26 protein-coding genes are annotated in these 23,502 nt (G+C 61.4%); 8 read left to right on the top strand and 18 right to left on the bottom strand.

Features of this window, described 5'->3' with window-relative positions; genetic code table 11:
* The 3 genes from BB28_RS01240 to BB28_RS01230 form a co-directional block, all read right to left on the bottom strand.
* Window positions 1–1,107: an ABC transporter ATP-binding protein gene (locus tag BB28_RS01240; RefSeq protein WP_046252201.1), complete on the bottom strand. Its 1,107-nt coding sequence runs from the start codon at window positions 1,105–1,107 to the stop codon at window positions 1–3.
* 4 nt (window positions 1,108–1,111) lie between these two features.
* Window positions 1,112–2,044, bottom strand: coding sequence for an ABC transporter substrate-binding protein (locus BB28_RS01235; protein WP_046252200.1), 933 nt, complete (start codon window positions 2,042–2,044; stop codon window positions 1,112–1,114).
* A gap of 63 nt (window positions 2,045–2,107) precedes the next feature.
* Window positions 2,108–2,728: a TetR/AcrR family transcriptional regulator gene (locus BB28_RS01230; protein ID WP_046252199.1), complete on the bottom strand. Its 621-nt coding sequence runs from the start codon at window positions 2,726–2,728 to the stop codon at window positions 2,108–2,110.
* Between the two features lie 71 nt (window positions 2,729–2,799).
* Here BB28_RS01230 and BB28_RS01225 point away from each other — a divergent pair, with 71 nt between their 5' ends.
* The 4 genes from BB28_RS01225 to BB28_RS01210 all read left to right on the top strand — a co-directional run bounded on the left by BB28_RS01225 (window position 2,800) and on the right by BB28_RS01210 (window position 6,456).
* Window positions 2,800–3,582 carry an SDR family oxidoreductase gene (locus BB28_RS01225; RefSeq protein WP_046252198.1) on the top strand — a complete coding sequence of 261 codons (783 nt, stop codon included), beginning with the start codon at window positions 2,800–2,802 and terminating at the stop codon, window positions 3,580–3,582.
* On the top strand, window positions 3,579–4,661 hold the full coding sequence (locus BB28_RS01220; protein WP_046252197.1) for an NAD(P)H-dependent amine dehydrogenase family protein: 1,083 nt from the start codon (window positions 3,579–3,581) through the stop codon (window positions 4,659–4,661). The genes BB28_RS01225 and BB28_RS01220 overlap by 4 nt, the downstream gene beginning before the upstream one ends.
* Window positions 4,662–4,764: 103 nt before the next feature.
* Window positions 4,765–5,133, top strand: coding sequence for a LapA family protein (locus BB28_RS01215; protein ID WP_046252196.1), 369 nt, complete (start codon window positions 4,765–4,767; stop codon window positions 5,131–5,133).
* 21 nt (window positions 5,134–5,154) lie between these two features.
* Window positions 5,155–6,456 (top strand): threonine/serine exporter family protein, encoded by a 1,302-nt coding sequence (locus tag BB28_RS01210; protein WP_046252195.1) that lies wholly within the window; start codon window positions 5,155–5,157, stop codon window positions 6,454–6,456.
* Here the strand turns inward: BB28_RS01210 and BB28_RS01205 are convergent.
* Entirely contained in the window at window positions 6,440–7,681 is a 1,242-nt protein-coding gene (locus BB28_RS01205; RefSeq protein WP_046252194.1) for an acyl-CoA dehydrogenase family protein, read from the bottom strand. The genes BB28_RS01210 and BB28_RS01205 overlap by 17 nt on opposite strands.
* A gap of 48 nt (window positions 7,682–7,729) precedes the next feature.
* On the opposite strand from BB28_RS01205, the gene BB28_RS01200 reads away from it, so the two are divergent.
* Together BB28_RS01200 and BB28_RS01195 are read left to right on the top strand one after the other, a co-directional pair.
* A complete protein-coding gene (locus BB28_RS01200) occupies window positions 7,730–8,422 on the top strand; it encodes an SHOCT domain-containing protein (protein WP_046252193.1) in 693 nt (230 codons plus the stop codon).
* Between the two features lie 17 nt (window positions 8,423–8,439).
* Window positions 8,440–9,111 (top strand): histidine phosphatase family protein, encoded by a 672-nt coding sequence (locus tag BB28_RS01195; RefSeq protein ID WP_046252192.1) that lies wholly within the window; start codon window positions 8,440–8,442, stop codon window positions 9,109–9,111.
* Here the strand turns inward: BB28_RS01195 and BB28_RS01190 are convergent.
* The 5 genes from BB28_RS01190 to BB28_RS01170 all read right to left on the bottom strand — a co-directional run bounded on the left by BB28_RS01190 (window position 9,108) and on the right by BB28_RS01170 (window position 13,765).
* Window positions 9,108–9,617, bottom strand: coding sequence for a hypothetical protein (locus tag BB28_RS01190; RefSeq protein WP_126315364.1), 510 nt, complete (start codon window positions 9,615–9,617; stop codon window positions 9,108–9,110). The genes BB28_RS01195 and BB28_RS01190 overlap by 4 nt on opposite strands.
* Complete coding sequence (locus BB28_RS01185) at window positions 9,614–11,512, bottom strand: alpha/beta hydrolase (protein WP_046252190.1); 1,899 nt, start codon at window positions 11,510–11,512, stop codon at window positions 9,614–9,616. Before BB28_RS01185 ends, BB28_RS01190 begins: the two co-directional genes overlap by 4 nt.
* Complete coding sequence (locus BB28_RS01180) at window positions 11,512–11,805, bottom strand: hypothetical protein (protein WP_030096068.1); 294 nt, start codon at window positions 11,803–11,805, stop codon at window positions 11,512–11,514. The genes BB28_RS01185 and BB28_RS01180 overlap by 1 nt, the downstream gene beginning before the upstream one ends.
* Window positions 11,806–11,873: 68 nt before the next feature.
* Complete coding sequence (locus BB28_RS01175) at window positions 11,874–13,463, bottom strand: GMC family oxidoreductase (RefSeq protein WP_046252189.1); 1,590 nt, start codon at window positions 13,461–13,463, stop codon at window positions 11,874–11,876.
* Window positions 13,464–13,540: 77 nt separating this feature from the next.
* Window positions 13,541–13,765, bottom strand: coding sequence for a hypothetical protein (locus BB28_RS01170; RefSeq protein ID WP_046252188.1), 225 nt, complete (start codon window positions 13,763–13,765; stop codon window positions 13,541–13,543).
* A 113-nt stretch (window positions 13,766–13,878) separates the two neighbouring features.
* Between BB28_RS01170 and BB28_RS01165 the strand changes: the two genes are divergently transcribed.
* Complete coding sequence (locus tag BB28_RS01165) at window positions 13,879–14,472, top strand: TetR/AcrR family transcriptional regulator (protein WP_046252187.1); 594 nt, start codon at window positions 13,879–13,881, stop codon at window positions 14,470–14,472.
* Between the two features lie 13 nt (window positions 14,473–14,485).
* Here BB28_RS01165 and BB28_RS01160 read toward each other — a convergent pair whose 3' ends face one another.
* Window positions 14,486–14,917: an SRPBCC family protein gene (locus BB28_RS01160; protein ID WP_046252186.1), complete on the bottom strand. Its 432-nt coding sequence runs from the start codon at window positions 14,915–14,917 to the stop codon at window positions 14,486–14,488.
* A 282-nt stretch (window positions 14,918–15,199) separates the two neighbouring features.
* Here BB28_RS01160 and BB28_RS01155 point away from each other — a divergent pair, with 282 nt between their 5' ends.
* On the top strand, window positions 15,200–15,349 hold the full coding sequence (locus tag BB28_RS01155; protein ID WP_225422065.1) for a hypothetical protein: 150 nt from the start codon (window positions 15,200–15,202) through the stop codon (window positions 15,347–15,349).
* Here the strand turns inward: BB28_RS01155 and BB28_RS01150 are convergent.
* From BB28_RS01150 to BB28_RS01110, 8 genes are all read right to left on the bottom strand, one after another.
* Complete coding sequence (locus BB28_RS01150) at window positions 15,346–15,789, bottom strand: hypothetical protein (protein WP_109550526.1); 444 nt, start codon at window positions 15,787–15,789, stop codon at window positions 15,346–15,348. The two genes, BB28_RS01155 and BB28_RS01150, sit on opposite strands and share 4 nt — an antisense overlap.
* Window positions 15,790–16,122: 333 nt before the next feature.
* Window positions 16,123–17,049, bottom strand: coding sequence for a 2OG-Fe(II) oxygenase family protein (locus BB28_RS01140; RefSeq protein WP_046252183.1), 927 nt, complete (start codon window positions 17,047–17,049; stop codon window positions 16,123–16,125).
* The gene (locus BB28_RS01135; protein WP_046252182.1) at window positions 17,046–17,936 is read right to left on the bottom strand and encodes a 2OG-Fe(II) oxygenase family protein; all 891 of its coding nucleotides are present in this window, start codon (window positions 17,934–17,936) and stop codon (window positions 17,046–17,048) included. The genes BB28_RS01140 and BB28_RS01135 overlap by 4 nt, the downstream gene beginning before the upstream one ends.
* 55 nt (window positions 17,937–17,991) lie before the next feature.
* Entirely contained in the window at window positions 17,992–18,936 is a 945-nt protein-coding gene (locus BB28_RS25300) for a 2OG-Fe(II) oxygenase family protein (protein ID WP_052740076.1), read from the bottom strand.
* A complete protein-coding gene (locus BB28_RS01125) occupies window positions 18,933–20,447 on the bottom strand; it encodes a cytochrome P450 (protein WP_126315363.1) in 1,515 nt (504 codons plus the stop codon). The genes BB28_RS25300 and BB28_RS01125 overlap by 4 nt, the downstream gene beginning before the upstream one ends.
* Complete coding sequence (locus BB28_RS01120) at window positions 20,447–21,352, bottom strand: 2OG-Fe(II) oxygenase family protein (protein ID WP_046252181.1); 906 nt, start codon at window positions 21,350–21,352, stop codon at window positions 20,447–20,449. The genes BB28_RS01125 and BB28_RS01120 overlap by 1 nt, the downstream gene beginning before the upstream one ends.
* Window positions 21,349–22,338 (bottom strand): 2OG-Fe(II) oxygenase family protein, encoded by a 990-nt coding sequence (locus tag BB28_RS01115; RefSeq protein ID WP_046252180.1) that lies wholly within the window; start codon window positions 22,336–22,338, stop codon window positions 21,349–21,351. The genes BB28_RS01120 and BB28_RS01115 overlap by 4 nt, the downstream gene beginning before the upstream one ends.
* Window positions 22,335–23,078 (bottom strand): tRNA-dependent cyclodipeptide synthase, encoded by a 744-nt coding sequence (locus BB28_RS01110; RefSeq protein WP_046252179.1) that lies wholly within the window; start codon window positions 23,076–23,078, stop codon window positions 22,335–22,337. The genes BB28_RS01115 and BB28_RS01110 overlap by 4 nt, the downstream gene beginning before the upstream one ends.
* Window positions 23,079–23,502: the final 424 nt, after the last annotated feature.

Raw genomic sequence — 23,502 nt, 5'->3', positions numbered from 1 at the left:
TCACCGCTGCCCGGTACGGCGTTGCCTATCCAGCGCGATGAGCACGTCATCCCCGCGGACGCCGCCGCGAACGCGGCCGTCTTCATCGGTGGCCACACCAAATCCCGACGGCGAGGACAGGGCAGCATCCAGTGCCTGCCGCAACGTCCCGTCCGGTCCGAACAACGATCCTCCAGCGATCACGCTGTCGTACAAAGATTTTCCGGACCGATAGACCTCTGCCCCAGCGTCGTCCATCCAGCCGAACGGCGTGCCGTCGGGATTGCAGACAAGCACCCAGCTGCGCGGAGCGAGAATGAGGTCATGGACCTCCGATTCAAAGATCTGCCTGATCTCGTACAACGGCAGATCGCCCGCCTCACGAAACTGCAGGCCTCGATAGCCACGGTCACGGCCGATGAAGCCGGCGACGAAATCGCTTGCCGGGTTGGATAACACCCTTTCTGGCTCGTCATACTGCTGCAGCACGCCGCCCGGCCCGAAAACCGCCACCTTGTCCCCGAGCTTGACGGCCTCGTCGATATCGTGCGTCACGAAGACGATGGTCTTGTTGAGTTCGGCCTGCAGGCGCTGCATCTCGGCCTGCAGGTCATCACGCACATTCGGGTCGACGGCGCTAAATGGCTCATCCATCAACAGGATCGGCGGATCGGCAGCGAGGGCACGCGCCACACCGACACGTTGTTGTTGACCTCCCGAGAGCTGTGCCGGGTAACGACTGGCCAATTTTGGATCGAGCCCCACCCGTGCCAGAACATCAAGAGCCGCCTTGCGTGCAGCACGCCGGGATTCGCCGCGCAACACCGGCACCGTCGCCACATTGTCGACGACGCGCTGGTGCGGCATCAGGCCCGCGTTCTGAATGACATAGCCGATGCCCAACCGCAGTTTGACCGGATCCACGGTGCGGACATCTGCCCCGTCGACAGTCAGTACCCCGGACGTCGGGTCGGTCATCCGGTTGATCATCCGCATCGAGGTGGTCTTGCCGCAGCCCGACGGCCCCACGAACACCGTGAACGAACCCTCGTCAACATGCATGGTGAGATCATCGACAGCGGTGGTCCCATCGGGGTACTTCTTGGTGACGCTCTCAAAGGTGATCACGCGATCAGTTCCCTATCGGTTTGTCGAAACCTTTGTCCGTCAACCACTTCTGCGCAGCTTCCTTGGGGTCGACACCGTTGTTACCAGAGACTTCGGCATTGAGCCTGGTGAGATCCTCCGTCGTCAAACGCGCGGAGAGCGCGTCGAGCACCTTCTTTAGTCTCTCGGATTTCTTCTGCGCGTTGACCAACGGCACCAGATTGCCCGCCGGGAAGGTGAACTTGGGGTCCTCGAGCACCACCAGGTCATGCTCGGCGATGGCCGGCGAGGTGCTGAATATGTTGGCCGCGGTGATCGTTCCGTCCAACAGCGCCCGCACCGTCGCCGGTCCGCCACCATCGCTGATCGCCACGAATCGCGATTCCGGAACATCCAGGCCGTAATTGGCCTTGAGGCCGGCCAACCCGACACTGCGGTGCAGGAACTCCGAAGGTGCACCGACTGTTACCTCCTCCGAGTGCGCGGCGAGGTCGGCGATGGAGTGCAGATTCCATCGGTCGGCGGTGGCTCTGGTGACGCACAGCGTGTCGGCGTCCGAGGCCGGTGATGGGGACAGAATGTCCAGATCGCCATCGAGCTTGCGCAGCAGCGCCAGCTCGACATCATCGGGCCTGGTGGCGGTGGCCTCAGGATCGAAGTAGCGCAGCAGATTTCCGGTGTAATCGGCGATCAGGTCGATCGAATGGTCTTTAACCGCCGGGATGTAGGTCTCGCGGCTACCGATGCCCAGCTGCCTGGTGATGTCAAAACCATTGGTCTGCAATATCTGTGTATACAGCTCGGCCACGGTCTTAGATTCGGGGAAGTCGGCCGAGCCGACGATCAGGGTATTGAGGTCACCCGAAAGCGGGCCTCCGCCCAGGGGATTGGCGCTGCCACAGCCACTGAAGACAACCGCTGCCATGACGGCAGCGAAGAGTCGTGCGGCCCTGCGCATCCTCCGACAGTAACCGGGCAACCGCCGTCATGCCCGGCTTTAGCGTCAGGAAGATTCCGGTGGCTAACCTGGGGACGCCGTCGCCGCGGTACCTTCGCCCGAGCCCGCCAGGAGCTCTGGCAAATATTTGATAACCGCCTCCGCCTGGTCGTCGGGTAGCAGCTGGCGCGCGAGGACATTCGCTCCGATGATCATCAACATGGTGGCGTTGGCCCGATCGTGGGCCTCCTGCTGACCAACGTCCGGACGCTGTGCGCGCATCACCTGCGACAGCAATTCGGCACCCGTCTCGCCGAAGCTTGCCCACAGCGCCTGCCCTAGCTCGGGGTCGGTACGCATCTGGCCAAGAAGGGCGGGGGCGGCCGCGATGACATCTGGTCGTTCAAAGAGTTCCGCTGTGTACGAGCAGGATTGGCGTACCCAGTCGCCCACTCCTGCCGCGGCGCTCATCTCCCGGGTGGGTGCGGTCCAACCGAACACCGCCTCGAAGACCAGGTGCGCACGGGAGGGCCACCGCCGGTACAGCGCGGGCTTTCCCACGCCGGCCCGCTCGGCGATCGCAACCATGGTGGTGGCATCCCACCCCTGCTCCACCAGGAGCTCACGCGCGGCAGCAAGCGCCTTGGTGTCGATATCGGAACTGCGGCGGCGCCCCCTGCCTACGGGTAACTCGTCAGTAGTCATTGCAAATAACGGTACACCATGTTACGTATTAAGAAGGATGGTGGCGTGGGTCACAGAGAGAAAGGCAGCCGATGACAGGACTTCTTTCCGGAAAAACGGTGGTGATATCCGGTGTAGGCACCGGATTGGGCCGGGAGGTCGCGCTCAAGGCGCACCAGGACGGCGCGAAGGTGGTGCTCGGCGCGCGGACCCGGGAAAACCTCGAAAAGCTCTCCGCCGAACTCGACGATTCGGGCGGCACCGCTGCCTGGGCGGTCACCGACATCACCGATGCCTCGGCGTGCCAGGGCCTTATCGACACCGCCGTCGAGCGGTTCGGCACGGTGGACGCACTGGTCAATGTCGCCGCAAAAGAGGACGTGTTCGGCGGTATCGAGGGCGCGGATCTGTCCCAGTGGCAGGCGATGCTCAGCACGAATGTGGTGGGCACGCTTCAACTCGTTCAGGTGGCCGTGCCGCAGCTGAAGAAGAACGGTGGATCGGTGGTCTTCATCGGATCGCAGTCGGCGTTCCATCCTCAGCTACCCCAGTCCGCATATGCGACATCCAAGGGGGCGTTGCAGAACGCCATGTATCAGCTCGCGAAGGAGCTGGGGCCACACAAGATTCGTCTCAACATGGTGGTGCCGACGTGGATGTATGGCCCGCCGATTCAGCTGTACATCGGTCTGGTCGCCCAACAGCGCGGCATCACGCAAGAGGAAGTACTCGCCGAACTGACGGCCAAATTCCCGTTGGGCGAGATGCCCGCCGATGAAGACGTCGCCGATGCGGTGGTGTTCTTCGCATCCGACCGGGCCCGCATGGTGACCGGGCAGACCTTGTTCGTCAACGCAGGAGAGTTTTTCGCATGAGTGATAAGTATCCCGTCATCGTTTGGGGCACAGGAGTTGTCGGCAAACTGGTGATCCGCGAGCTATTGGACCATCCGGTATTCGAGCTGGCTGCCGTGCTGGTGCACGATCCGGCCAAGGACGGTGTGGACGTCGGAACACTGGTTGGTAGCCATCCAACCGGACTGGCCGCCACCACCGACATCGATGCCGCGTTGGGCACCAAGGGCACGGTCGCGTACTTCGGGCCGACGGCACAGTACGCGCTGGAGAACATCGACAACATGTCACGGGCACTGCGCAGTGGGCACAACATCGTCTCCACCGCGATGACACCGTGGGTGTACCCGCAGGTGTGCCCACCCGAGATGCTCGCCGATATCAAACAGGCCTGCGAGGACGGCCAGACCTCCTGTTTCACCACCGGCATCGACCCCGGCTTCGCCAACGATCTGTTCCCCATGACCCTGCTCGGTGTGGGCGGACGGGTGGATTCTGTTCTGGTACAGGAACTCCTCGACTACCAGTACTACAACGGTGATTTCAGCATGCCGATGGGACTGGGCGCGCCCATGGATCAACCGGCAGTACTGGAAATCCCCGAGGTGCTGATCCTCGCGTGGGGCCACACCATTCCGATGATCGCCGACGCCGTTGGAGTCAAACTCGACAAGATCGATACCGTCTACGAAAAGTGGGCGACGCCAACCGAGATCGCCTACGGCGCGGAACCCAACACCGGCACCATCGAAGCGGGCCACTGTGCCGCGGTGCGGTTCGAGATCCGTGGCTGGGTGGGCGGTAAGCCAAAGATCGTCATCGAGCATGTCAACCGGATCACCAATGACACCGCACCGCATTGGCCGCGAGCCCAGTCGGTCGACAACGACGCCTACCGCATCGAGATCAAGGGCAGTCCGAACATCACCCAGGAGACGGTGTTCCGTGACGAACGCACCGGTGACGGCGCGATCGGTGGCTGCCTTGCCACCGGGATGCGGGCCATCAACGCCATACCAGCGGTCATCGACGCTAAACCGGGCTTCCTGACGCCACTGGATTTGCCGTTGATCGCGGGCCAAGGAACTATCCGCGCCTGACCTGCGCCAAGCGGCGGCTTTTCGCGGTATCCGCCGGGCGTTTTCCGCGAAAAGCCGACCGTGGGCGCTTGCAATAACCGCCTATGTAGCAAATGATGAACATATGACCAGTGACCCCGGTACGACTCCGGACTCTCCGGTTGCCGACACATCCATCGACGTCCCCGTTGGAGAGCAGGCACCTCTGCCCCCCGCGAAGGCCGTCAAGAAGGAAGATGCGGTCAAGCGGACCCGCGCGGCGGCGACCTGGACCGGCGTCATCCTTGGCCTGCTGATCCTGATTCTGCTGCTGGTGTTCATTCTGCAGAACCTGACGGACACGACCACCCACTTCCTCTCGTGGGAGATCCAGATGCCTCTGGGCATCACGGTGTTGTTCGCGGCCATCACCGGTGCAGCGCTCACCGCCCTGGTCGGTGGCGTGCGAATCATCCAGCTGCGGCGCGCGGCGAAGAAGAACCTGAAGGCCTGACACCCGACTACAGTTCGGCGCATGACGGCGCTGACCGGGCGTGGACGGGTACGAACGCTTGTCCGGAAGGCTCTCAAGGACAAGCCCATACCCCTGGCTGACGCCAAGCACTTCGATGACGCCGAGATTGTCACGATGCTGCGCATGCTCGGTATCGCGATGCTGGAAGTCGGTCAGCCCACCAACCTGGTATTGGCCAAGTTGCATGACATCGCACCGCAGTACACCGACAAAGAACTGCGCGCCGTTGTGTTGCCGACGGTGCTGATCATCCAGATCGACGGCGTCACCGGTCAGCTGGAAGTGGAGGAATCCACCCGCAGCACAGCACAGTTGGACCAGGCCGGCCACATCGACACCATCGCCGACATGGCCGTCGCCGGGGCGATCGCACCGGCCGAGGCGATCGCACGAATCTACGAGATCCGCTGTTTGAAACCACGTTTCGGTACGGTCGTCACCGTCATCGGACACACCATCTTGACCCTCGGCTTCGGGCTCGCGCTGGCACCGACCTCCTCGGCGTTACCCGCCTATCTGGTGCTGGGCCTGATCGTCGGCATCCTGATGTTGGCCACCAACCCCATGCCCACCCTGGCCGCCACCATGCCCGCGGTCGCCGCCTTCGTGGTGACGGTCATCAGCACATTCATCGTCGCGAACGTGCCCAGCGAGGGGCTTGCCCGCGTGGTGGCGCCCGCCCTGATCGCCGTGCTGCCCGGGGTGACCCTCACCATCGGGGCGTTGGAGCTGACGAGCACCCAGCTGATGGCCGGGTCCACGCGCATTGTGTACGGCATCGCACAACTGATGCTGCTGGCATTCGGGGTGGTGATCGGCGTGAAAGTCGCTGGTCCGCCGGAGCCCTCACCACTGGGACCGCCGCTGGGCAGCTGGACAATCGCCCTGGCCGTACCGGTAATAGCGGTGGGGTTTTACCTGTACAAGTCCGCGCCACGCGGATCACTGATCTGGTTGGTGCTGGCGATCGGGGTCGCCATGCTGGGACAACGCCTCGGCGGTCTCTTTCTGGCACCCGCCATGACGGGCTTCATCGGAGCGGTCGCCGTCGTTCCCTTCGCCCTGTTCGCGGCACGCTTCAAGGGGGCGCCTTCGGCAATCGTGTTGCTACTGGCCGCCTTCTGGTGCCTGGTGCCCGGCGCGCTGAGCTTCGTGAACGTCAGCGAGGTCGCGGCCACCGGACATGCCAACCTCACCGCACTGCTCGATACCTGCATGGCGATCTTCTCGATCGCACTGGGGCTTCTGGTGGGGGCGAGCCTGCACCGTGGGATGCGTTACGCGCTCACCGTCCGTCGGTAGCGTATTTCGCCAGCTCGATCCGGGCCACCACACCGCGATGCACCTCGTCGGGGCCGTCGGCCAGCCGCAGCGCGCGGGCATTGACCCACGCGGCCGCTAACGGGAAATCGTTAGAAAGCCCTCCACCACCGTGGATTTGGATCGCCATGTCGATGACCTGCTGAGCCATGTTCGGTGCGGCCACCTTGATTTCGGATACCGCCGACAACGCGCCCATGATGCCCACGGTGTCCAGCAGCCAGGCAGCATGCAGCACCAGCAGCCGGGTCTGGTTGATGGCAACGCGAGCGTCAGCGATGCGCTCCCGGTTTCCGCCCAGGTTCACCAACGGTTTTCCGAACGCGGTGCGGTCCAGTCCCCGTCGGCACGCATGCTCGAGGGCCACCTCGGCCAGGCCGATCAGGCGCATCGCATGATGCACACGGCCCGGCCCCAACCGCCCCTGGGCGATCTCGAATCCCTTGCCCTGTCCCGCGATGAAGGCATCGACGGGCAGCCGTACGTCCTCGAACGACACCACGCCGTGTCCGCCCGGCTCGTCGTAGAACCCCATCGTCGGCAGCATCCGTTCCACAGTGACGCCCGGAGTATCCATCGGGACGAGAACCATCGAGTGGCGCGCGTATCGATGCGCGTCCGGGTCGGTCAACCCCATAAAAATGATCACCTTGCAGTCGGGATGACCGACGCCGGTGCTCCACCACTTGCGGCCGTTGATCACCACCTCGTCGCCGTCGACGATGGCCGTGGCCTCCATGTTCGTGGCATCAGAGGAAGCCACATCGGGCTCCGTCATACAAAACGCAGACCGGATATCGCCCTCCAGCAGTGGTTCGAGCCAGACCTCCTTCTGCTCCTGGCTGCCGTACCGGTGCAGCACCTCCATATTTCCCGAATCCGGTGCGTTGCAATTGAACACGGTAGGGGCGAACAGCGACCGGCCCATCTGCTCGGCCAGCGGCGCGTACTCGGAATTGGACAGGCCGCCGCCCAACTCCGGATCCGGCAGGAAGAGGTTCCACAACCCGGCGTTGCGCGCCTTCGCCTTCAAACTGTCCAGCTCCGGTGGGACGTCCCACAGCTCGGCCGTCGTGCCTGCGCGCGCACCCAGCAGCGCGTCGTGGTGGGCCAGCACCGCACGTTCCACCGGCATGATCTCCCCGTCGATGAATTCGCGGACGGCGGCAGTCAGTTCGGCGGCGCGGGCGGAGGGGGCGAAGTCCATCTGTCCGATGCTAGGGCGGTTGACGCGGCACGTGACAGACTTCGGCACATGAGCATGCGCCGGACCTCGGTACTGGCACTGACCACGATGACCGTTGGTGGGGTCATCGGCGTCATCGCCACCCTCATCCTGAACGTTTTCGTGTTCGACAAGTTCGACGCCTACGGCGAGGTGAAGATCCCGGGCAACACCCAGCTGGAACTGCCCGCCGGTGAAGTGACCGTCAGCTTCCACTCCTGGGTATCCGGTGACAACGGGCTGCTCATCCCCCAGCTCGGCATGTCGCTCTTTCCGCCGCCCGGGGTCGCTGAACCTCAGGTGCGCGAGAGCATCGGAAGCTCGACCACGGTGAACGGCGATGCCCGCCGACGGGTGTGGGTCGCGCAGATCCCCGCCGCCGGTACCTACAACGTGCAGGTCGACGGTGAGGTGAGCGGGTTCGTCAATCCACGCCTGGCCTTCGGGCACGGCAGTCCCTATTGGGCGCTCACCTGGGGATTCGCCGGATTGCTCGGGGCGGCGGCGCTCGGCTGGATCGCCTACGTGCTGACGAGAGTGCGTTCTACCCGTTCATCCCCACCATCACCGCTAGACAATCCGCAGCCCACATCCTCCTATGAACCCAGTGACGACGGTGTGCGCATCGAACAACTCAAATCCCTTGCTGCCCTAAGAGATTCCGGAGCGCTTACCGAAGCCGAGTTCGAGGTCGAGAAGCGGAGGGTCCTCGGCGGCGGTTAGTCGATACGATTGCCCGCATGGGCGTCATCTACCTGGTCCGGCATGGTCAGGCTGCCAACTACTCCAGCAGCCCCGATAGCCCGTTGACCAGCGCCGGGCAGCGACAGGCCGACACCGTGGCAGCCGAGCTGGCCCGCCGCGGTCTGAGCGGCACCCGGCTCCTGCACGGCGGAATGAAGCGACAGCGGCAGACCGGAGAGGCCATCGCGCTCGCGCTGGGATCCGAACCGCAGCAGGATGACCGCTGGGACGAATACGACTACAAGGAGATCGTCGGCAATTCACGGATGCGCCGCCTGGCGTCGGTGAACACCGTCAAGAGCCTGGCCAAAGGTGACACGCAGGCCATCCTGGAGGACGGTCTGGCCCAGTGGGCCAGCGCCGATTCCTCCGGCGGGTATGCGGAGAGCTACACCCGGTTTCAGCAGCGCGTGCTCGACGCCATGTCCGATGCCGCCAAACGTGACGGTGACACCGTGGTGGCCACCTCAGCCGGGGTCATCGGAATGATCGTCGCCGATCTGTGGGGCGGAAACGTATCGAACTGGCTTACCGCACAACGTGTTGTCATCAACTCGTCGATCACCTCACTGGTCAATGGCAAGCGCGGGCTCAGCCTGCTGTCCTTCAACGACCACACCCACCTGATCGGCGACGGGGGCAACAGGGATCTGGTGACCTACCGCTAGTCCTCGTTGGCGCAGGGAGACGACGCGGTGACGACGTACACCCGAACCCCATTGCCGCGAACATCTTCGCGGGCGCTCACGATGTAACCGGCATCATCACGGTAGGTCCGGCTGTTCACCGGCTCAGGCTCCGGCCGCTTGCTTTCTTGACGGCGAAAGCCCTTGCTGGACAGCGATTCGAGGCGATCCAGCACGCCCGAGATCAGCTCTGGAGTGGGGTCCGCGAAATCGCGCTGCAGGCGCAGCCACCACGGCGGCCCCTCCGGGAGGGCCGAGTTGTAGCTCGTGCGGCAGCCCATCCGTTCGACGTCGTTGACGCCCGGCTGCACCTTCTCCGCCGTGACGAACGACAGGTTCTCGGCCGTGACCCGCAGCGCGTCGGACATCTTGACCGTCGTGGGTTCCATGCTCGTATTACCTCCTTGCTCACTGCCCGCACCGGGATTGCACGAAACCGCAGTCAGAATCGTCAGCCCCGCCATCGCAATCGTCCATGCGCGCCTCATCGGACCTGCACCTTCCGACCAAGACCGGGGTTGTCGGTGACGTGCGGATTGCCGTAGGGGTCTTCCCATTTGGGATTGGTCGGCAACGTGATCGGGCCGATCTTGGCGCCCGACAACCATTGATCGCCGTACGCCTTGGCGATGTCCTTCACCGATTCGTTCAGGCTGCTGTCGTCTCCGAGGTTGATGTCGACGTTGTTCGACTCGATACCCCGTTCGACGTAGGTGGTCACCTCACCACCCCTGATCACGTTCGCCATGTTCTGGAAGGCGTCAGATTTCGGGTCGTCCCAGTAGCTGCCGTGCCCCTTGGGGCCGAACACCACCTCGCCGGGATGATCCTTGTTGTCGTCGCTGTAGTAGCCGGTGTCCAGCCGGGTGACGCCGGGAATCGAATCCGGGTCTCCCCCAAGCGGATTACCCGCATGGGGGTTACCGATATCGCCGTCCGGCGCCCGCGGAATCACCGGCGGCAGATCCAGATTCACCCCGGGGAACGGGGAAAATCTGGTGGGGATATCGCTGTCACGGGGCGCGAGTTGTGCTGCGCCGATGAGGTCGCCGGGGGCAGTCATGGAGAACCGCTGCACATTCGGGTTGGGGTTATGCCACTCGGTGCTGAGGATGCCCGTGCCGGCGGACGAGGCGTACAACACGCGGTCGGCGCGCAGACCCATCTGTTCGGCGGTGCCGACGACAGAACCGCCATACGAATGTCCGATGTACGTAGTTGGCGCACCCGGCGCATGGCGGGCGACCTCGGCGTCGAGTTCCTTGCCGAACGAGACGAGTTGCGGCGCCATCGCCAATCCGTAGGACGGGTCTGTCGCCTTGTCCAGCCCCTGCGGAAAATCGTTCTCCATATAGAGGAAGACCGGCGACCCGCTCTGCTTGGCCAGGTTGACGGCCGAGTCGTGGTTATTTCTGCTGCCGTTGAGGTTGGTGTTGGTGCCGGGCACGTAGACCCCGACGCCGGGTGCACCTGGCTTGAGGTCGCCGATCTGTTCGATCATCCGGCCGTTGCCCTCGGTCGAGAACATCACGAACTTGCGATCGATCTTGAAGTCGGCGGGCGAGCCTCCGGCAGGGATCGTTGCGAACGGATCATCCATCGGTTCGAGCATCGCCCGGAGCTGATCGACGCGTGCTTGATTAGGCGACGGGTTCTGCAGCTCATCGGTGAGCGCGTTCCTGATGTTGATCTCATTGGCGTCCGCGCGGACGTCGAAGGGAACTCCGTTGGTGTTCCCCATGAACTCGGGATCGGCGATGACCATCTGATGCACCGTCTCCGGGGGCAAACCCTCCAGGAACGCGCGGCGCTCCTCCTCGGACATGCCACGCACCCGGTCGACCAGCGCATCGGGATCGATCTTCTCTCCTGTCGGCAGCGTGACATCCTGCTGCCCGTCGCGCATGGCCTCCAAGTCGTTGACGGCCTCCCGCAGCTTCCGGCCGTACAACTCGTCCAGACGGGCCACCTCGTCGAGGCCCGCCTGAATCCGGCGCTGGTGGTCGGCCGCCGCCTGTGCCTTCGCAGCATCCGGGTGGCTGACTTCTCCGGTATCGGTGACCGTGAACCCTTCGGCGACCGCGGCGTCCACGTCTTGAAGCGTGTATTCCTTGGCGTGCTTGAGAGTTCGTCCCGCGTCCTCGGCGTCATCGGATAACCGGTTCAGGACATTCCGGACCTCGCGACCGTGGTCGAGCTCCTGGTCGACCTTGATCCGGGCCGCGTCGTGCGTCTTGCCAAACCAGCCCGATGCGTCGTTGAAGACGCGGTCGCACGAGTCCAAGGACGCATCCAGCGTCCGGGCGTTGTCGCGGGCGATGTCAGCGGCCTTGCTGAGCGCGTCGAGATTCCAGCCGCGGAGCTGACTGATCGTCGGGCGCATCAGCGTGGCTTCAGCGCATCGAACGACGTGGCGGTCTTCTCGTCCTGCGCTGTCACGTTGGTGGCGAAGGTATCGACGAGCCCTGCCATGTCGGAGAACCTGCGGGCAATCGAGGACATCGCCTTGATTCCGGGCGAGGCGGTGTCACGAATGGCAGCCAGGACTTCGCTTCCCGAACCCGAGGCATCCTGAAATGACGTCCATGGCATGTCGTTGATGTGCAGCGTCTCACCCAGCCATGTCTTGGAAATGGCTGCGAGCTCCTCGGTCCGGACACCGAACTCGTCGCTCATGATTTCCCTCCGCTAACTCCTCAACTGCTGACTCTATCCAGTCAGACGTTCGGAGACGCGGATCGGTTTCATGCTTGTGGAGAAAGAATTAAATCGGCAGCTTTCTCACCGAGCAACACCGACGGAGCGTGCGTGTGACCACGGATGAGGCTCGGGATCACCGAGGCGTCGACCACCCGAAGTCCCTGCACACCGCGCACCGTGAGATCCGGAGCAACCACGCTGGCCTCGTCCACACCCATCCGACAGGTCGCCACGGGGTGATAGAGGGTGTGCGAGTTGTTCTGCAGCGCAGCGACCAGAGTCTCCTCCAGGTTGTCGCTGGGATTCCTCGGCCGCAGGATCTTGCCGAGTATCGCCCGCATCGACGGCGTCTCGGCGATACGGGCGGTGGTCCGTAGCCCGAACATCATGGCGGCGCGGTCCTGTCCGGCACTATCACTGAGGTAACGCGGGTCGATGCGCGGCTTGGCCAGCGGATCGGGCGAGGTCAGGGTGATCTCACCGCTGCTCTCTGGCTTGAGCAGAATCGGGCCCATCACGATGGCGTGCTCGGTAGCCTCCCCCAGGCCTTCATCGAAGAATGGTGCGGGGGCGAAAATCAGCTCTAGGTCGGGTAGGGCGAGATCGGCCCGGCTGCGCAGGAATCCATAAGCCTCGCCGACATTCGAGGTGAGCATGCCGCGATGGCGCAGGAAGTAGTTGGCGAGCTGTAGCGGCTTTTCCGCCCCGTACAGCGAGTCAGCCTCGACCGCGTAACCCACCGGGCAACACAGGTGATCGAGCAGATTCTGGCCAACCTGCGGGGCGTCGTGCACGATCGGGATTCCCAACCCGCCAAGGTGCTTGGCATCACCGATACCCGAAAGCATCAGCAGCTGAGGAGAATTGATGGCACCGCCGCTCAAGATCACCTCGCGCCGCGCGCGCACGGTGTGTGTGATGCCATCGCGCACGTACTCGACGCCGATGGCTCTGGTGCCGTCGAACAGCACCCGGCGCACCTGGGCCTCGGTAACTACATTCAGGTTCCGGCGCCGCAGGCCCGGCTTGAGGTAACCATCTGCGGTGCTCCAGCGGCGTCCGCCACTCTGGCACACCATGGTCTCCGAGAAACCCTTGGGTTCAGGAGTATTGGCCCGCTCGACATCGAATCCGGCTTCCTTGACGGCCTCCAGCCATGCCGCGGTGCTGGAGCGGGGGCTGCGCTGTTTGGAGATCTTCAGCGCGCCCTCAGTGCCCTCATCGCTTTCGGTCGCGCCCTCCACCGTCTCGATGCGCTTGAAGTAGGGGGCAACGTTGGCGAAAGACCACTGATCGCCGGCCACCGCCGCCCAGTCGTCGTAGTCGGCCGCGAATCCCCGGACCCACATCATCGCGTTCATGGACGACGAGCCGCCCAGCGTTTTGCCTCGCGGCCAATAGATCTGGCGATTGTTCAGCTCGGGCTGCGGCTCAGTGAGGTAGTCCCAGTCGACGTCGCTGCGGAACAGCTTCGAGAACGCGGCGGGAATGTGGATTCCCATGTCCTTGTCCTTGGGCCCCGCCTCCAGAACCAGCACCTGGTCGTTGGTGCGTTCAGCGAGCCGGGTGGCCAGCGGAGCCCCCGCCGATCCCGCGCCCACGATGACGTAATCAGCTGTCAGGTCCTCAACCATGAGGGGGACGGTAGCGGACTGGACACCGCGCGGGGAAGCTTCTGGTACAGGACGTCCCAGGTGCGACCCTGACGCGCTTACGGGTACACCCGATAGCAGTTCGTCCCTCCGATGCCGAGCACGTACACGGTGTCGCATCGAGTGAAGCTGCCATCGGGCGCGAAGTCGGATTCGCACACGCCGCCGCCGTTACCCCACACCACAACCTTGCCGCAGGGCGCCGCCGCGGCGGGACCGGCAAGGGCCATGCCCCCGGCCGCCAGTACGGCAGCGATGCCCAGTGAGGCCAGTGCTTTCCTCATGTCAATCGCCTCTTCTTCGTGCCCCCGGCCTCACCGCGACGCCGGACATACTCGTAGAACGTTTCCATTTTTAGAAAAGTTTCCCAAAACGGAAGGTTTGTTAGGATGGCCACATGCCACCGCCCAATGGCCTGCGCGAGCAGAAGAAGTCCGAGACCAAGTTGGCGTTGAGTCGCGCCGCACTGGAGCTGGCACTGGAACGCGGAGACCTCGCCGCCGTCACGGTCGACGACATCGCCGACGCGGTGCGCGTCTCGTCCCGCACGTTCCGCAACTACTTCACCAGCAAGGAAGACGCCGTCTTGTTTTCGTTGCGCGGGATCGAGGACAACGCCGTCGAACTACTGCGCCAGCGCCCCACTGACGAGCCCGTGATCGACTCACTGGAAGCCGTGATGCTGGACCTGGCGACCTCCGAGGCATTCAGCACCGCAGTGGCCGTCACTCGGTTGTCCGCACAGAATCCGGGCTTGGCCGCACACGACGCGGCCCGATCCGACGACGTGGGAACCGTGGTGCTCGCCGAAGTCAGTCGACGCACGGGCCTGGATCCCGATGCCGACCTATATCCGCGATTGGTCTGCAACGCCGCGTACGCGGTACTTGGCACCGTGATCCAACTGGCGGTATCCGATTCCACCGTGCCCAGAAACCCCGGCGAACTTGTCGCCCAAGGCTTTCAGCGCCTGCGCGATGGCCTGATATGACCGTGACAGGGGATCACGGGCGAGGCTGATCCAGGAGCCGGGCGATGCCGTGCAACTCGGTCGCCTGAATCTCTTTGACCACCCGGAGCAGAATCCGTTCATCGACGTCGTCGAGATTGACGCCCCTATTCGTCACCGTCAACAGCGTGCCGCCCTCGTGCTCACGAAAGGCCACATGGCGCGTCCACCGCGCCGACTGACCGGTTGACGCGTGGGCCAGCAGGCCCAAGGTCAAATGCTCGTAGGGGGCGGCGTCGAGAAACTCGACCTCGAATACGCCATTGAACCGCGTGCCCACCACGGGAACGGTGGTCATCGTGAAAGCGCTCCCCACGGTGACATCAGCCGGCGGGGTATCAGGCTTGCCCCACCACGATGCCGGATCGACGAGAGCCGACCACACCTCGTGGGGAGGGTGCGGGAAATATCGTTGAACCTGTGTCATTGCTTCTCACTCACTCGTGAAGAAGTCCTGATGCGCCCGAAGGGATTCGAACCCCTAACCTTCTGACATATTCGTGCGTTTGCCTGTGTTCTCCAGAGTACGCTAGTGACGTTGTGGCACATGACTTTCCATCAATTTGCCACCGCCGTTGTTCGTAACCTTTCACCTGGGTTCGCGTGCGTGTATATCAGGAATGTAGCGACCTGGGGTCATATACCCTGGATCCATGGCCCCCTGCTAACGCTGGTCGGATTGCTCATCTTCGGCGTGGGGATGTTCGTGATGTACAAGACTCGCAACGTCCGTCCCGCGTGGAAAAACCCCGACATGCCGCATCCGTACTTGTACGGTGGCGCACCAGAAATGCCTGCCACCCCGCGTCCACCGTGGCCGGTCGATGAGGACGGTAACCCCATCGAGGAACGACGCTAGAGTTTGGTGTCAGAGGATCCGACCGGGCACCTGATTCGCAGCTTGGCCTCGGCATCTTTGACCTTGCGGACGGCAGCCACAATGTTGTCCGTCGACTCTTTCAGATGCTGCTCTCGGGTCTGCCCTGCCGCCGGTTTCCCCAGGAATTGAATCTCCCGCTCGACAACCTCGTCTGCAGCGTCGGCCATTTGCACCGCAGTACCTTTGAACTCCGGGCCAGAGATCTTCTCGGCGTAATCCCTAAGGGTGGCAGCCCATTTCTGATACATCGGGATCGCTTCGTCTTGTCGGTCAGCGTCTCGTGTCTCGGCCACCTCTTCGTTGTGCTTTTTGATGCGCGCCATCTCATCGTCGGAATACCTGAGCAGTTCCCCAACGGTTTGACAGCTCACGTCTGGAGCGGACGGCGCCGATCGAAGCAAGTACACCCCGCCCAGCACCAAAGCTGCCGCGACGATGACAGCTGAGACAGTTATCAGAACATTCTTGCGTGACACTAATAGACCTTCTTTACGGCTCCGTTTGCCAGTTCAACGACTCCCCCGCTGGGCATTCCGTTGTATTCGGGGAACCGCCACGGCTGCGCGATGAGATACCGGAACGTCTCGGTTGGGAACCTCTTTGATCGATCGGTTATCTCAGGAACGGCGACGTCGACAGAGGTGCGATCGGTTCTGTCGGACATCGAGAATGCCCACCACCGCGCGGTCTGCTTAGCGACAACGATTCAGACCTGAACTGTCACCACTTATGAGGTGCAGGAGATGGCGCCGTCAGTACAGTCCGGTCGTGTCTTTCTGATAGGTGTTGTCGAGGATCTCGTTGAGGAAGGCGTCAAAACTGGTCTGCAGGTGGAGGCCTGTTTCCGGGTGATAGGTGAAAAGGCCGGGGCATACGTCGCTATCGAGGGCGCTGTCAACGAACAGTGCATAGGAGAATCGGTCCGATTTCCCGTCGTCGTCACGCTCTTGCTGTATTACGCGGTGAGCGACGGCGGCGACCGGGGTAGTGGTCGATCGCATCAAAATCTCGATGGCACAGCCGAAGTTGACGATGAACGTGCCGGGGATGGGGTCGATAGGGTGCCAGTCGCCGTCGCGAGCCACTTCTAGCCCGGGTTCAGTGGAGCGCAGGACGGTCACCCATCCTGAGTCTTTGTGGATGTTGAGGCCGCGGGCGGCGACTTCGGGACGGAAGTGATTGAACGTCAGGGTGTGTGTACCTTGCGGGGTGAGACTGTGTCCAGTGCCCTGGTGCCAAAGCTCACGCGGTAGGTCGAGTTGACTTAACACTGCCTGCTGGATGTTTAGTGCAAAGTCGCGCATGGCTTCGGCCTGTTGCACAAGCGGGTTCGGGTAGATCTTCTTCCACCAGGCACTTTCGAGGAAGAATTGTTCGGTTTGGTCGGCTTCTCGGCGGAAGTAGCCTTGATGCGGGCCTAGTTCGTCTGAAGTCCACTTCTGGTAGCCGCGGTATGGGTCCGGCTGTTCGCCCGGTGCAGCTGGGAGATAGAAGCTGCGGGCGAAGCGGTCCCCGGCGGACAGATCCAGGTCGCTGGGCTGCTTGACGTAGAAGAAGCCGTCCTGCAGTGCGCGTTGCAGCCCGTCTTGGGTCGAGAAGACAAGGGTTTCGTTTTGCAGCTCCGCTAGCTGCCAGTCGTGGCGGGCGCTGCTTTGTGTGTGCTCCGGTGCGGTGTTCATATGCGCGAGTGGAATTCGTAGCCCAGCTTGCCGGCTTTCTCCACCGAGAACTCGCGGAAGCCCTGAAACTCAGACAGCTTGTGCTCTGAGTCGTATTGGTACAAAGACATGTCGTATCGCGGCCCCATGTAAATGGTGAATGAAGAGCGATCCGAGGAAGTGATGTCGGCCTGACGCTCCGGAACGCGGTGGTATACAGCATTCACTGGGCGTGGAAGCTTCTCGGTCAGGACTTGAAAGGCGTCGCCGAGGTTAACGATGAAATGCCCTGTGCGTTCTTGTACGGGCAGCCAACGACCGTCATGCAGGATCTCGTAGCCGGGCTGATCGGTGCAGATAGTGGTAATAAATCCGCTGTCCGTGTGTTCAACGATCCCCGCTCGATCGTTGAGGCCTGAGCGGTAATGATTCACGGTGGTGTAGCAGAGCCCTGTGTCTTCTTGGGCCCCGCCAGTGATGGGTTCCCAATCATCTTTCGGTATGTCTGCAGCGTCGAAAATACCGAAAAGGGTATCTAAGGTCAGCTTTTTCATCTGCTGAAGTAGCGCCGTCACGTCGTCTGGGAGGTATCGGTGCCAGAGGAAGCTTTCCAGTTGTAGCTGTTCGACTTGGTCGGGGCGGTCTTCGTAGCCGAGCTTGGATTCGGGGTGACCGTGGTCGCGATGGCCGCGATAGCGATCGTCAGGGTTGTCGGTGTGGGGTTTGTAGAAGCTTCGGCAGAAGATGAGCCCAGCACTTACGTCGATATCATCGGGTACGGCTAGGTGGAACGCGCCGATCTGGAGCGCCTGGGTTTCGTCAGTCTCGGAGGCAAACCGCAATTTCCCTGCATCTAGCGCAGCTGCGGGGAGGATTAGGCGAGTTTCGTCAACAGCGTGCGTGGTCATGCTGGTTGCTTCCCATCGTGGTTGGTGTCTTCGTTGTTGGGATCGGAGTGAGTGTTCACAGCGTGATGTCGTCGTTGTAAGTACGATTCACTTCTTGCACAGCGAAGTCGGCGACCGACTGCACGGGCTGCGCTGTTCCGTCGTTGGTGATGCGGTAGATGGTTCCGTCGAGGTTGGAGTCCAGGAACGTTACGTACGAGATGCGATCGGGCTGGCCTGCGGCTCTTTCCGTGCCGACTACTCCGTGAATGTTCGCCCGGACCGGGGTGGGCAGATCCGCGGTGAGTACTTCCAAAGAGCTTCCAAAGTTGACAATGAAATATCCCGGCTCTGGGTTTATGGAACCGAGTCTGCCTTCGATGAGGGCAAGGAGACCGGGGTCTACAGACCGCAGTACGGTCACCCATCCAGAGTCACGGTGGAACTTGCAGCCCCGGGTGGTTTTCTGTGAGCGGAAATGGTTGAACGCGAGCATTTGATGGCCGTGGTGCTCGGACAGGCCGCTAGAGACTTGACTCCATAGCTCCGCAGGGATTCGCAGGCGGCGGAATACTGCTCGCAGGACGGAGATCCCAAGTTCGGTCATGCCACGCCCTAGTTCGGCAACGTCGGCAGGCAGCAGCGCCCAATTGGCTTGTTCGATGTAGAAGTTCTCCCATTGGTCATGTTCGCGGTCGAAGTAGCCTTGGTAGGTGCCAGGCACGTCGATCTCCCGGAACCCGCGATAACGGTCTAGTTCGTCGCCTGCTTGGTCTTGGTAGAAGTGTGCAGCGAACCGATCGCCGGGCTCGGTCTCGAGAGCTTCAGGGATGCGCAGCAGAAAGAAACCTTGAGCTAAGGCGCGGTCGAACCCCTCAGCGGATTCGAACAGGAGTTGTTCCTCGTCGAGGTGGGCGTGTTCTAGCTGGATTCGAGGGTAGGCAGCAAGAGCTTCGTGTTCCCGTGGCATCGGCGGCAAGCTAACGGGCGCCCGCGCCGTGACTGAATTGGAGGTCGTCATGAGGTCGGCTCCTTGACTGTCTCGGTGCGTGGATAGATCGTGATCGTGCCGGGTGCGGCGGGGCGGGGCATGGACGCGTGCCGCTTGAGCTGAAGGTCTACGCCATTGGCGCTTACTGTGTACGCGCCATACAGTTCCGACAGGACGACGGACTGCATCTGTACTGAAAAAAGGCGGCCAGGACACTTGCGCGGGTTTCGATCGGCGTTGACCATGCTGAATGAATTGATCTCGTAACGTCCCCGGGAAATCAGGGATGCGACCGTCTCACGCTCAGTCCGGAAAATCGCCTGAATGTTCGCGGGTGCGAAACGGTCTGGCTCTGGGAAGACAGCTGGGTCGCGGTTGGCCTGGCGGCGGTCCAACCACAGCATGGTGTCCGGCGGGATCGTCACCGTTGTTCCTCGATGATGCAGGGTGAAGGGCGCGGTCGTACGACGCCACAGCGCGCAGGGGTTGCTCCCGCCGAGCCGTACGGCTTCGAGAACTGCAAGGTCCGTCACCGAAGGCGCTTCGTGTGCGGGGCACGATCCGACGCCACGACTCTGGGCTTCTGCAATGACAGTTTTCTTGACTTCGGGTTCGCTCTCGATGTAGCTAAGTGCCCACATCAGACTCAGAGCGGTGGTGTCGTACGTTGCGACGATGATTGTGCCGAGTTCTTTGATCCGTGCGGTGTCGAGGAGATCTAGACCGTCACGAGTCAAAGGGTGGTCCCACAACGCGAAGTAGCGCCGAATCATGTTGGAGGACGGGGCGTTTTCTAGAGAGCCGAGGTTGTCGGTCAGTAGGTCGCGAACGAACGGGACGATGATGTCGAAATCCCGCATAGCTTGGGGGTTGTTGTTGCTGATGACATCGGAGGCCAAGTCGAAGAAGCCGCGGACTACCGGACCGTATTCTGCTGAGTGAAGGTACTCCGGCAGTGGTTTGTCAGTGAGATCCAGAACGCCGGGGATCATGCTGTCCACGTAGGCAGTCAGGGTCAGCGTGAAGTCATCTAGCGCAATCGGTTGCCCGGCTGAGCGGCGTAGATAATCTGCGGTGTATCGCCGTATAGCGGGCTCAAGGCGCTCAATAAATTTCGCGTTACCCAGGGACCGCTCGATGACTGCGCGTTTCGTCGGGCGGTCCTGGTGGTCATGTGGCAGCGATCCCATGAAATCGCCGAACAGGTCCCTGTTTGCGTCCGTGGAGGGTGCCAAGGAGTTGTCGCCGACTAAGGGAGTGTTTGTGATCTGGTAGACCGCGAGTTGGTGTCCCATCCAGAAAGTGCACAGGCCGCCGTTTTCCTCAGCGAGTCTGCTGATCCCAGCGCTGCGGAAGTAATCCGATGCCGGCAAGCCTCGATTAACTGTTGCTTCATGAAAGGCAGCGGCATGGCTATGTCCACGAGTGGGTCCGGGATGATGGGCGAGCACACCGGGAAAAGGCTCATTTTTTGGATATTCCGGTGCAGCGACGATGCTGGTCGACTGGGTAGTCTTGTGGGTGCTTGCGGAAGTAGCCACTATGGTGTTCCTGTTCCTGCACCCACAGACTGGCTAATTCCGAACTCTGCGTGGCGGTCGGACCAGGTTTGTTCGTTGAACTCGCGCAGAAATTCTGCGGAGCTGCGCACCGCCGCGGCGGACCCATCGCGATACACCTGGTAGAGGTCGCCGGTCGCTGGTGGATTGGCGAAGGCCGCGAATGAGAAGCGGTCCTGCGAACTGGGTGTCGGATTGCACTGGCGGACTTGATGCAAGATGGCTCGCACAGGTTGGCTTAACTCGGCGGTGAGCAGCTCGAACGTCCCCCCGAAGTTCACGATGAAATAGCCGGGTGCTGGGTCGATCGGAACCCAGGTGCCTTCGACAGAGGCTTCCAGTCCTGGCTCTTCGTTGTACAGGACGGTCACAAATCCAGTGTCCTTGTGCGGGGCGCAGCCGAGTTTGGGCTGTTCGGAGCGGTAGTGGTTTGCCGCGAACCAGTGTGTGCCTCGTCCATCTACTGCGCCCCCGGTGACCTTGCTCCACAGGGCCTCAGGGATATCCAATTCGTTCATCGCGTGGCGCAACACCAAGCGGGTCAGATCGCTCATCTGCTCGGTCATGTCGATAAGTTCGTCGGGGAAATGCAGACGGCGTCCGGGCCCGTCTATTAGGACATGCTCGGTCTGGAAATGTTCCCGATCAAAGTAGATGCCCTCTAGCGCTCGGAATCCGCGATACGCATGGGTCTCTTCGGGGCCGTCTTCGGGACTCCGATAGAACTGACGGCACAATGTGATACCGGGCTCGGCGTCGAATCCGTTTGGTATAGCGAGGAGGAAACAACCGTCCCGCAGTGCTTGAGACATGCCACCTTCGGTGGTGAATGCCAGAGCAGCCTCATTATCAACGAGCGCGCGTTGCAGTGTCATTGCCGCGGTCATTGGGGGCTGCTTTCGGCCTGCAGGGAGGCGGGTTCAGGGGCCTCGGTCCCGGCATAGATCTCGTAGTCGTTCTCATCGATCAACTCACGCGAATCGCAGATGCGCTCAAGTCCGGCTTCTTGGGCGTAGCGGTAGATGCCTTGGTCCTGGCCCGGCAGGCATCCGCTGGAGCTGAAGTGTCCGAAGCTGGACCGATCTTCTTGTTGGCGTGCGACCCTATGCATGATTGCCGCAACAGGTGTTTCGCTGTGCGCGGTAAGGATTTCCATCGACAGCCCAAAGTTGATGATGAAGCAGGAGGGGTCTACCGGCACGATCTCCCACCGGTCGCCGCGGGCAACTTCCAGGCCCGGCCTGGTGGTCCGCAGGATCGTGAGAAACCCGTCGTCTTTATGGGAGCTCAGACCGATGTCTTCGTGGGCAGGCCGATAGTGGTTGAATGTTAAATGATATGAGCCCGCCGACCTTGAGCAGCCGCCGGTGGCCAGCGACCATTCCGTCTCGGGTATGCCCACCAGCGATAACACCGATCGCAGTACCTGTTCGGAGAGCTGTGTGAGCGCCTCGCCAAGACTGGCGATCTCGGCCGGATAATGATTGGCCCAAAAGCGTCGTTCCAGGAGGAATTGTTCGATCTGGTTGGAGCGTTGGTGGAATCCCAGCAGAGGGTCGCCAAAACTGTCGCTATCGATGGTGCGGAACTTGCCGTACGGAGCGAAAGAAAGGCCGCGATAGAACTGCTGAGCGAATGCATCCCCGGCCACCACGTCAAGATCGGCAGGTATCTCCAGGAAGAACACTCCGTCGCCAAATGCCTGATTCCGCGCGTGAGAATTTTCGAAAAGTAGTTCTCCAGCCGAGATTTTGGCTCGTTCTAGCTGTGCTTCGTCCAGGGCAACCTGATCCGAGGAGCGTTTTGCGTAGACATCCTGATAGATCTTTCCCCGCCGTATTTCCGGGATGGTTGTACGAATTGAATCTGTCACGATCCGCGGCCTTTCAGGTGAAGTGACACGACAATCAGATCACGCAACTCTTGTGGCGCCATCGGATGTTCTCCGCCTGCGATTTCGGAGAGTGTGCTAAAGGAGCCGGGATATATCATCACCGGAATTCCTTGCTGCTGCAGGCAGGCGAAAATCGCGAACTCTTCTAAGAAGTAGTCGCTGGACATGTTGATTCGCTTTTCCCATTCAGCTGCACCTACTTCATGCGAGTGTTTGCCGTGGTATGCGCGACCGAACGACTCCACTGATGACTTAAATGCGTCGTTCTCTGAGAAGAAGGCACGTAGCTCGGTGTGAAACTTGGAGAACTCCTGGCTATCGGCTACCTCGCTGCATTTCAAGTATGTGAAGTCAGTGGAATCGCAGTACTCATCAAATATCTCACTCATATCCTCGATAAACTCACATCCGAGCTCCAGCGCGCGCAACTGAGCATCATCGGGAGTGGTCGAACCAGCCGACTCAAGCGTGATGCGATGAATGCTGTCACCTACGAGAACCGTGCAGTGTGAAAATCTACGTGAGATCCACTTCACCATGCTCCTGAGCTTGGCTGGAGTGAAGTTCGCATTCTCAAGGCTCACCCCGAGAAAGCACGTGTCATGCTGTTCGAAGGTATTTCTGCTGGACATGGGGGAGACCGACGCTATTTCTGCTTTGTAGCGTCCTCGTCGAGTTGAATTCGATTCAGTAAAAGTCGTCTGTGCATCTAATGTCACTGCATCTGCCTAACTATTCTCATTGTCGAGGTCTAGGACAGGTAGCGAACTACCATATTCTCGAAAATGAGGGCTAATTACCCGCCAACTCCCAGCCCCCGGAAGAGTCAATTCGAACCCCTGCGGATTACACGCTAGAGGTCGTACACAAAAACCGTAGCAAGGCGAAATAGTTCAGCCAACAGATCCGGCATAGTCAGTCAATTGGCCATGAATTAGTCAAGTTGAACGAAGGCGTTGCTGCATCTGTCATATTGATGGCAATCTGTCATGTTGGCACGATCTGTTCTGGTTCTGGCACGCTAGTTTGATATCCGGTAGGGTATTGATGCACGCCCTCGCGGTTTCCTGCTGCAGGTGTCTTCCTGCGGCGCCCAGAGTGAATTTACGTGCCTGTCGTCTGATCACGATTTCCGTGAAATCG

Origin of the sequence: Mycobacteroides chelonae CCUG 47445, assembly GCF_001632805.1 — a bacterium.
Lineage (GTDB): Bacteria > Actinomycetota > Actinomycetes > Mycobacteriales > Mycobacteriaceae > Mycobacterium > Mycobacterium chelonae.
This window is presented reverse-complemented; position numbering and strand designations above follow the sequence as displayed.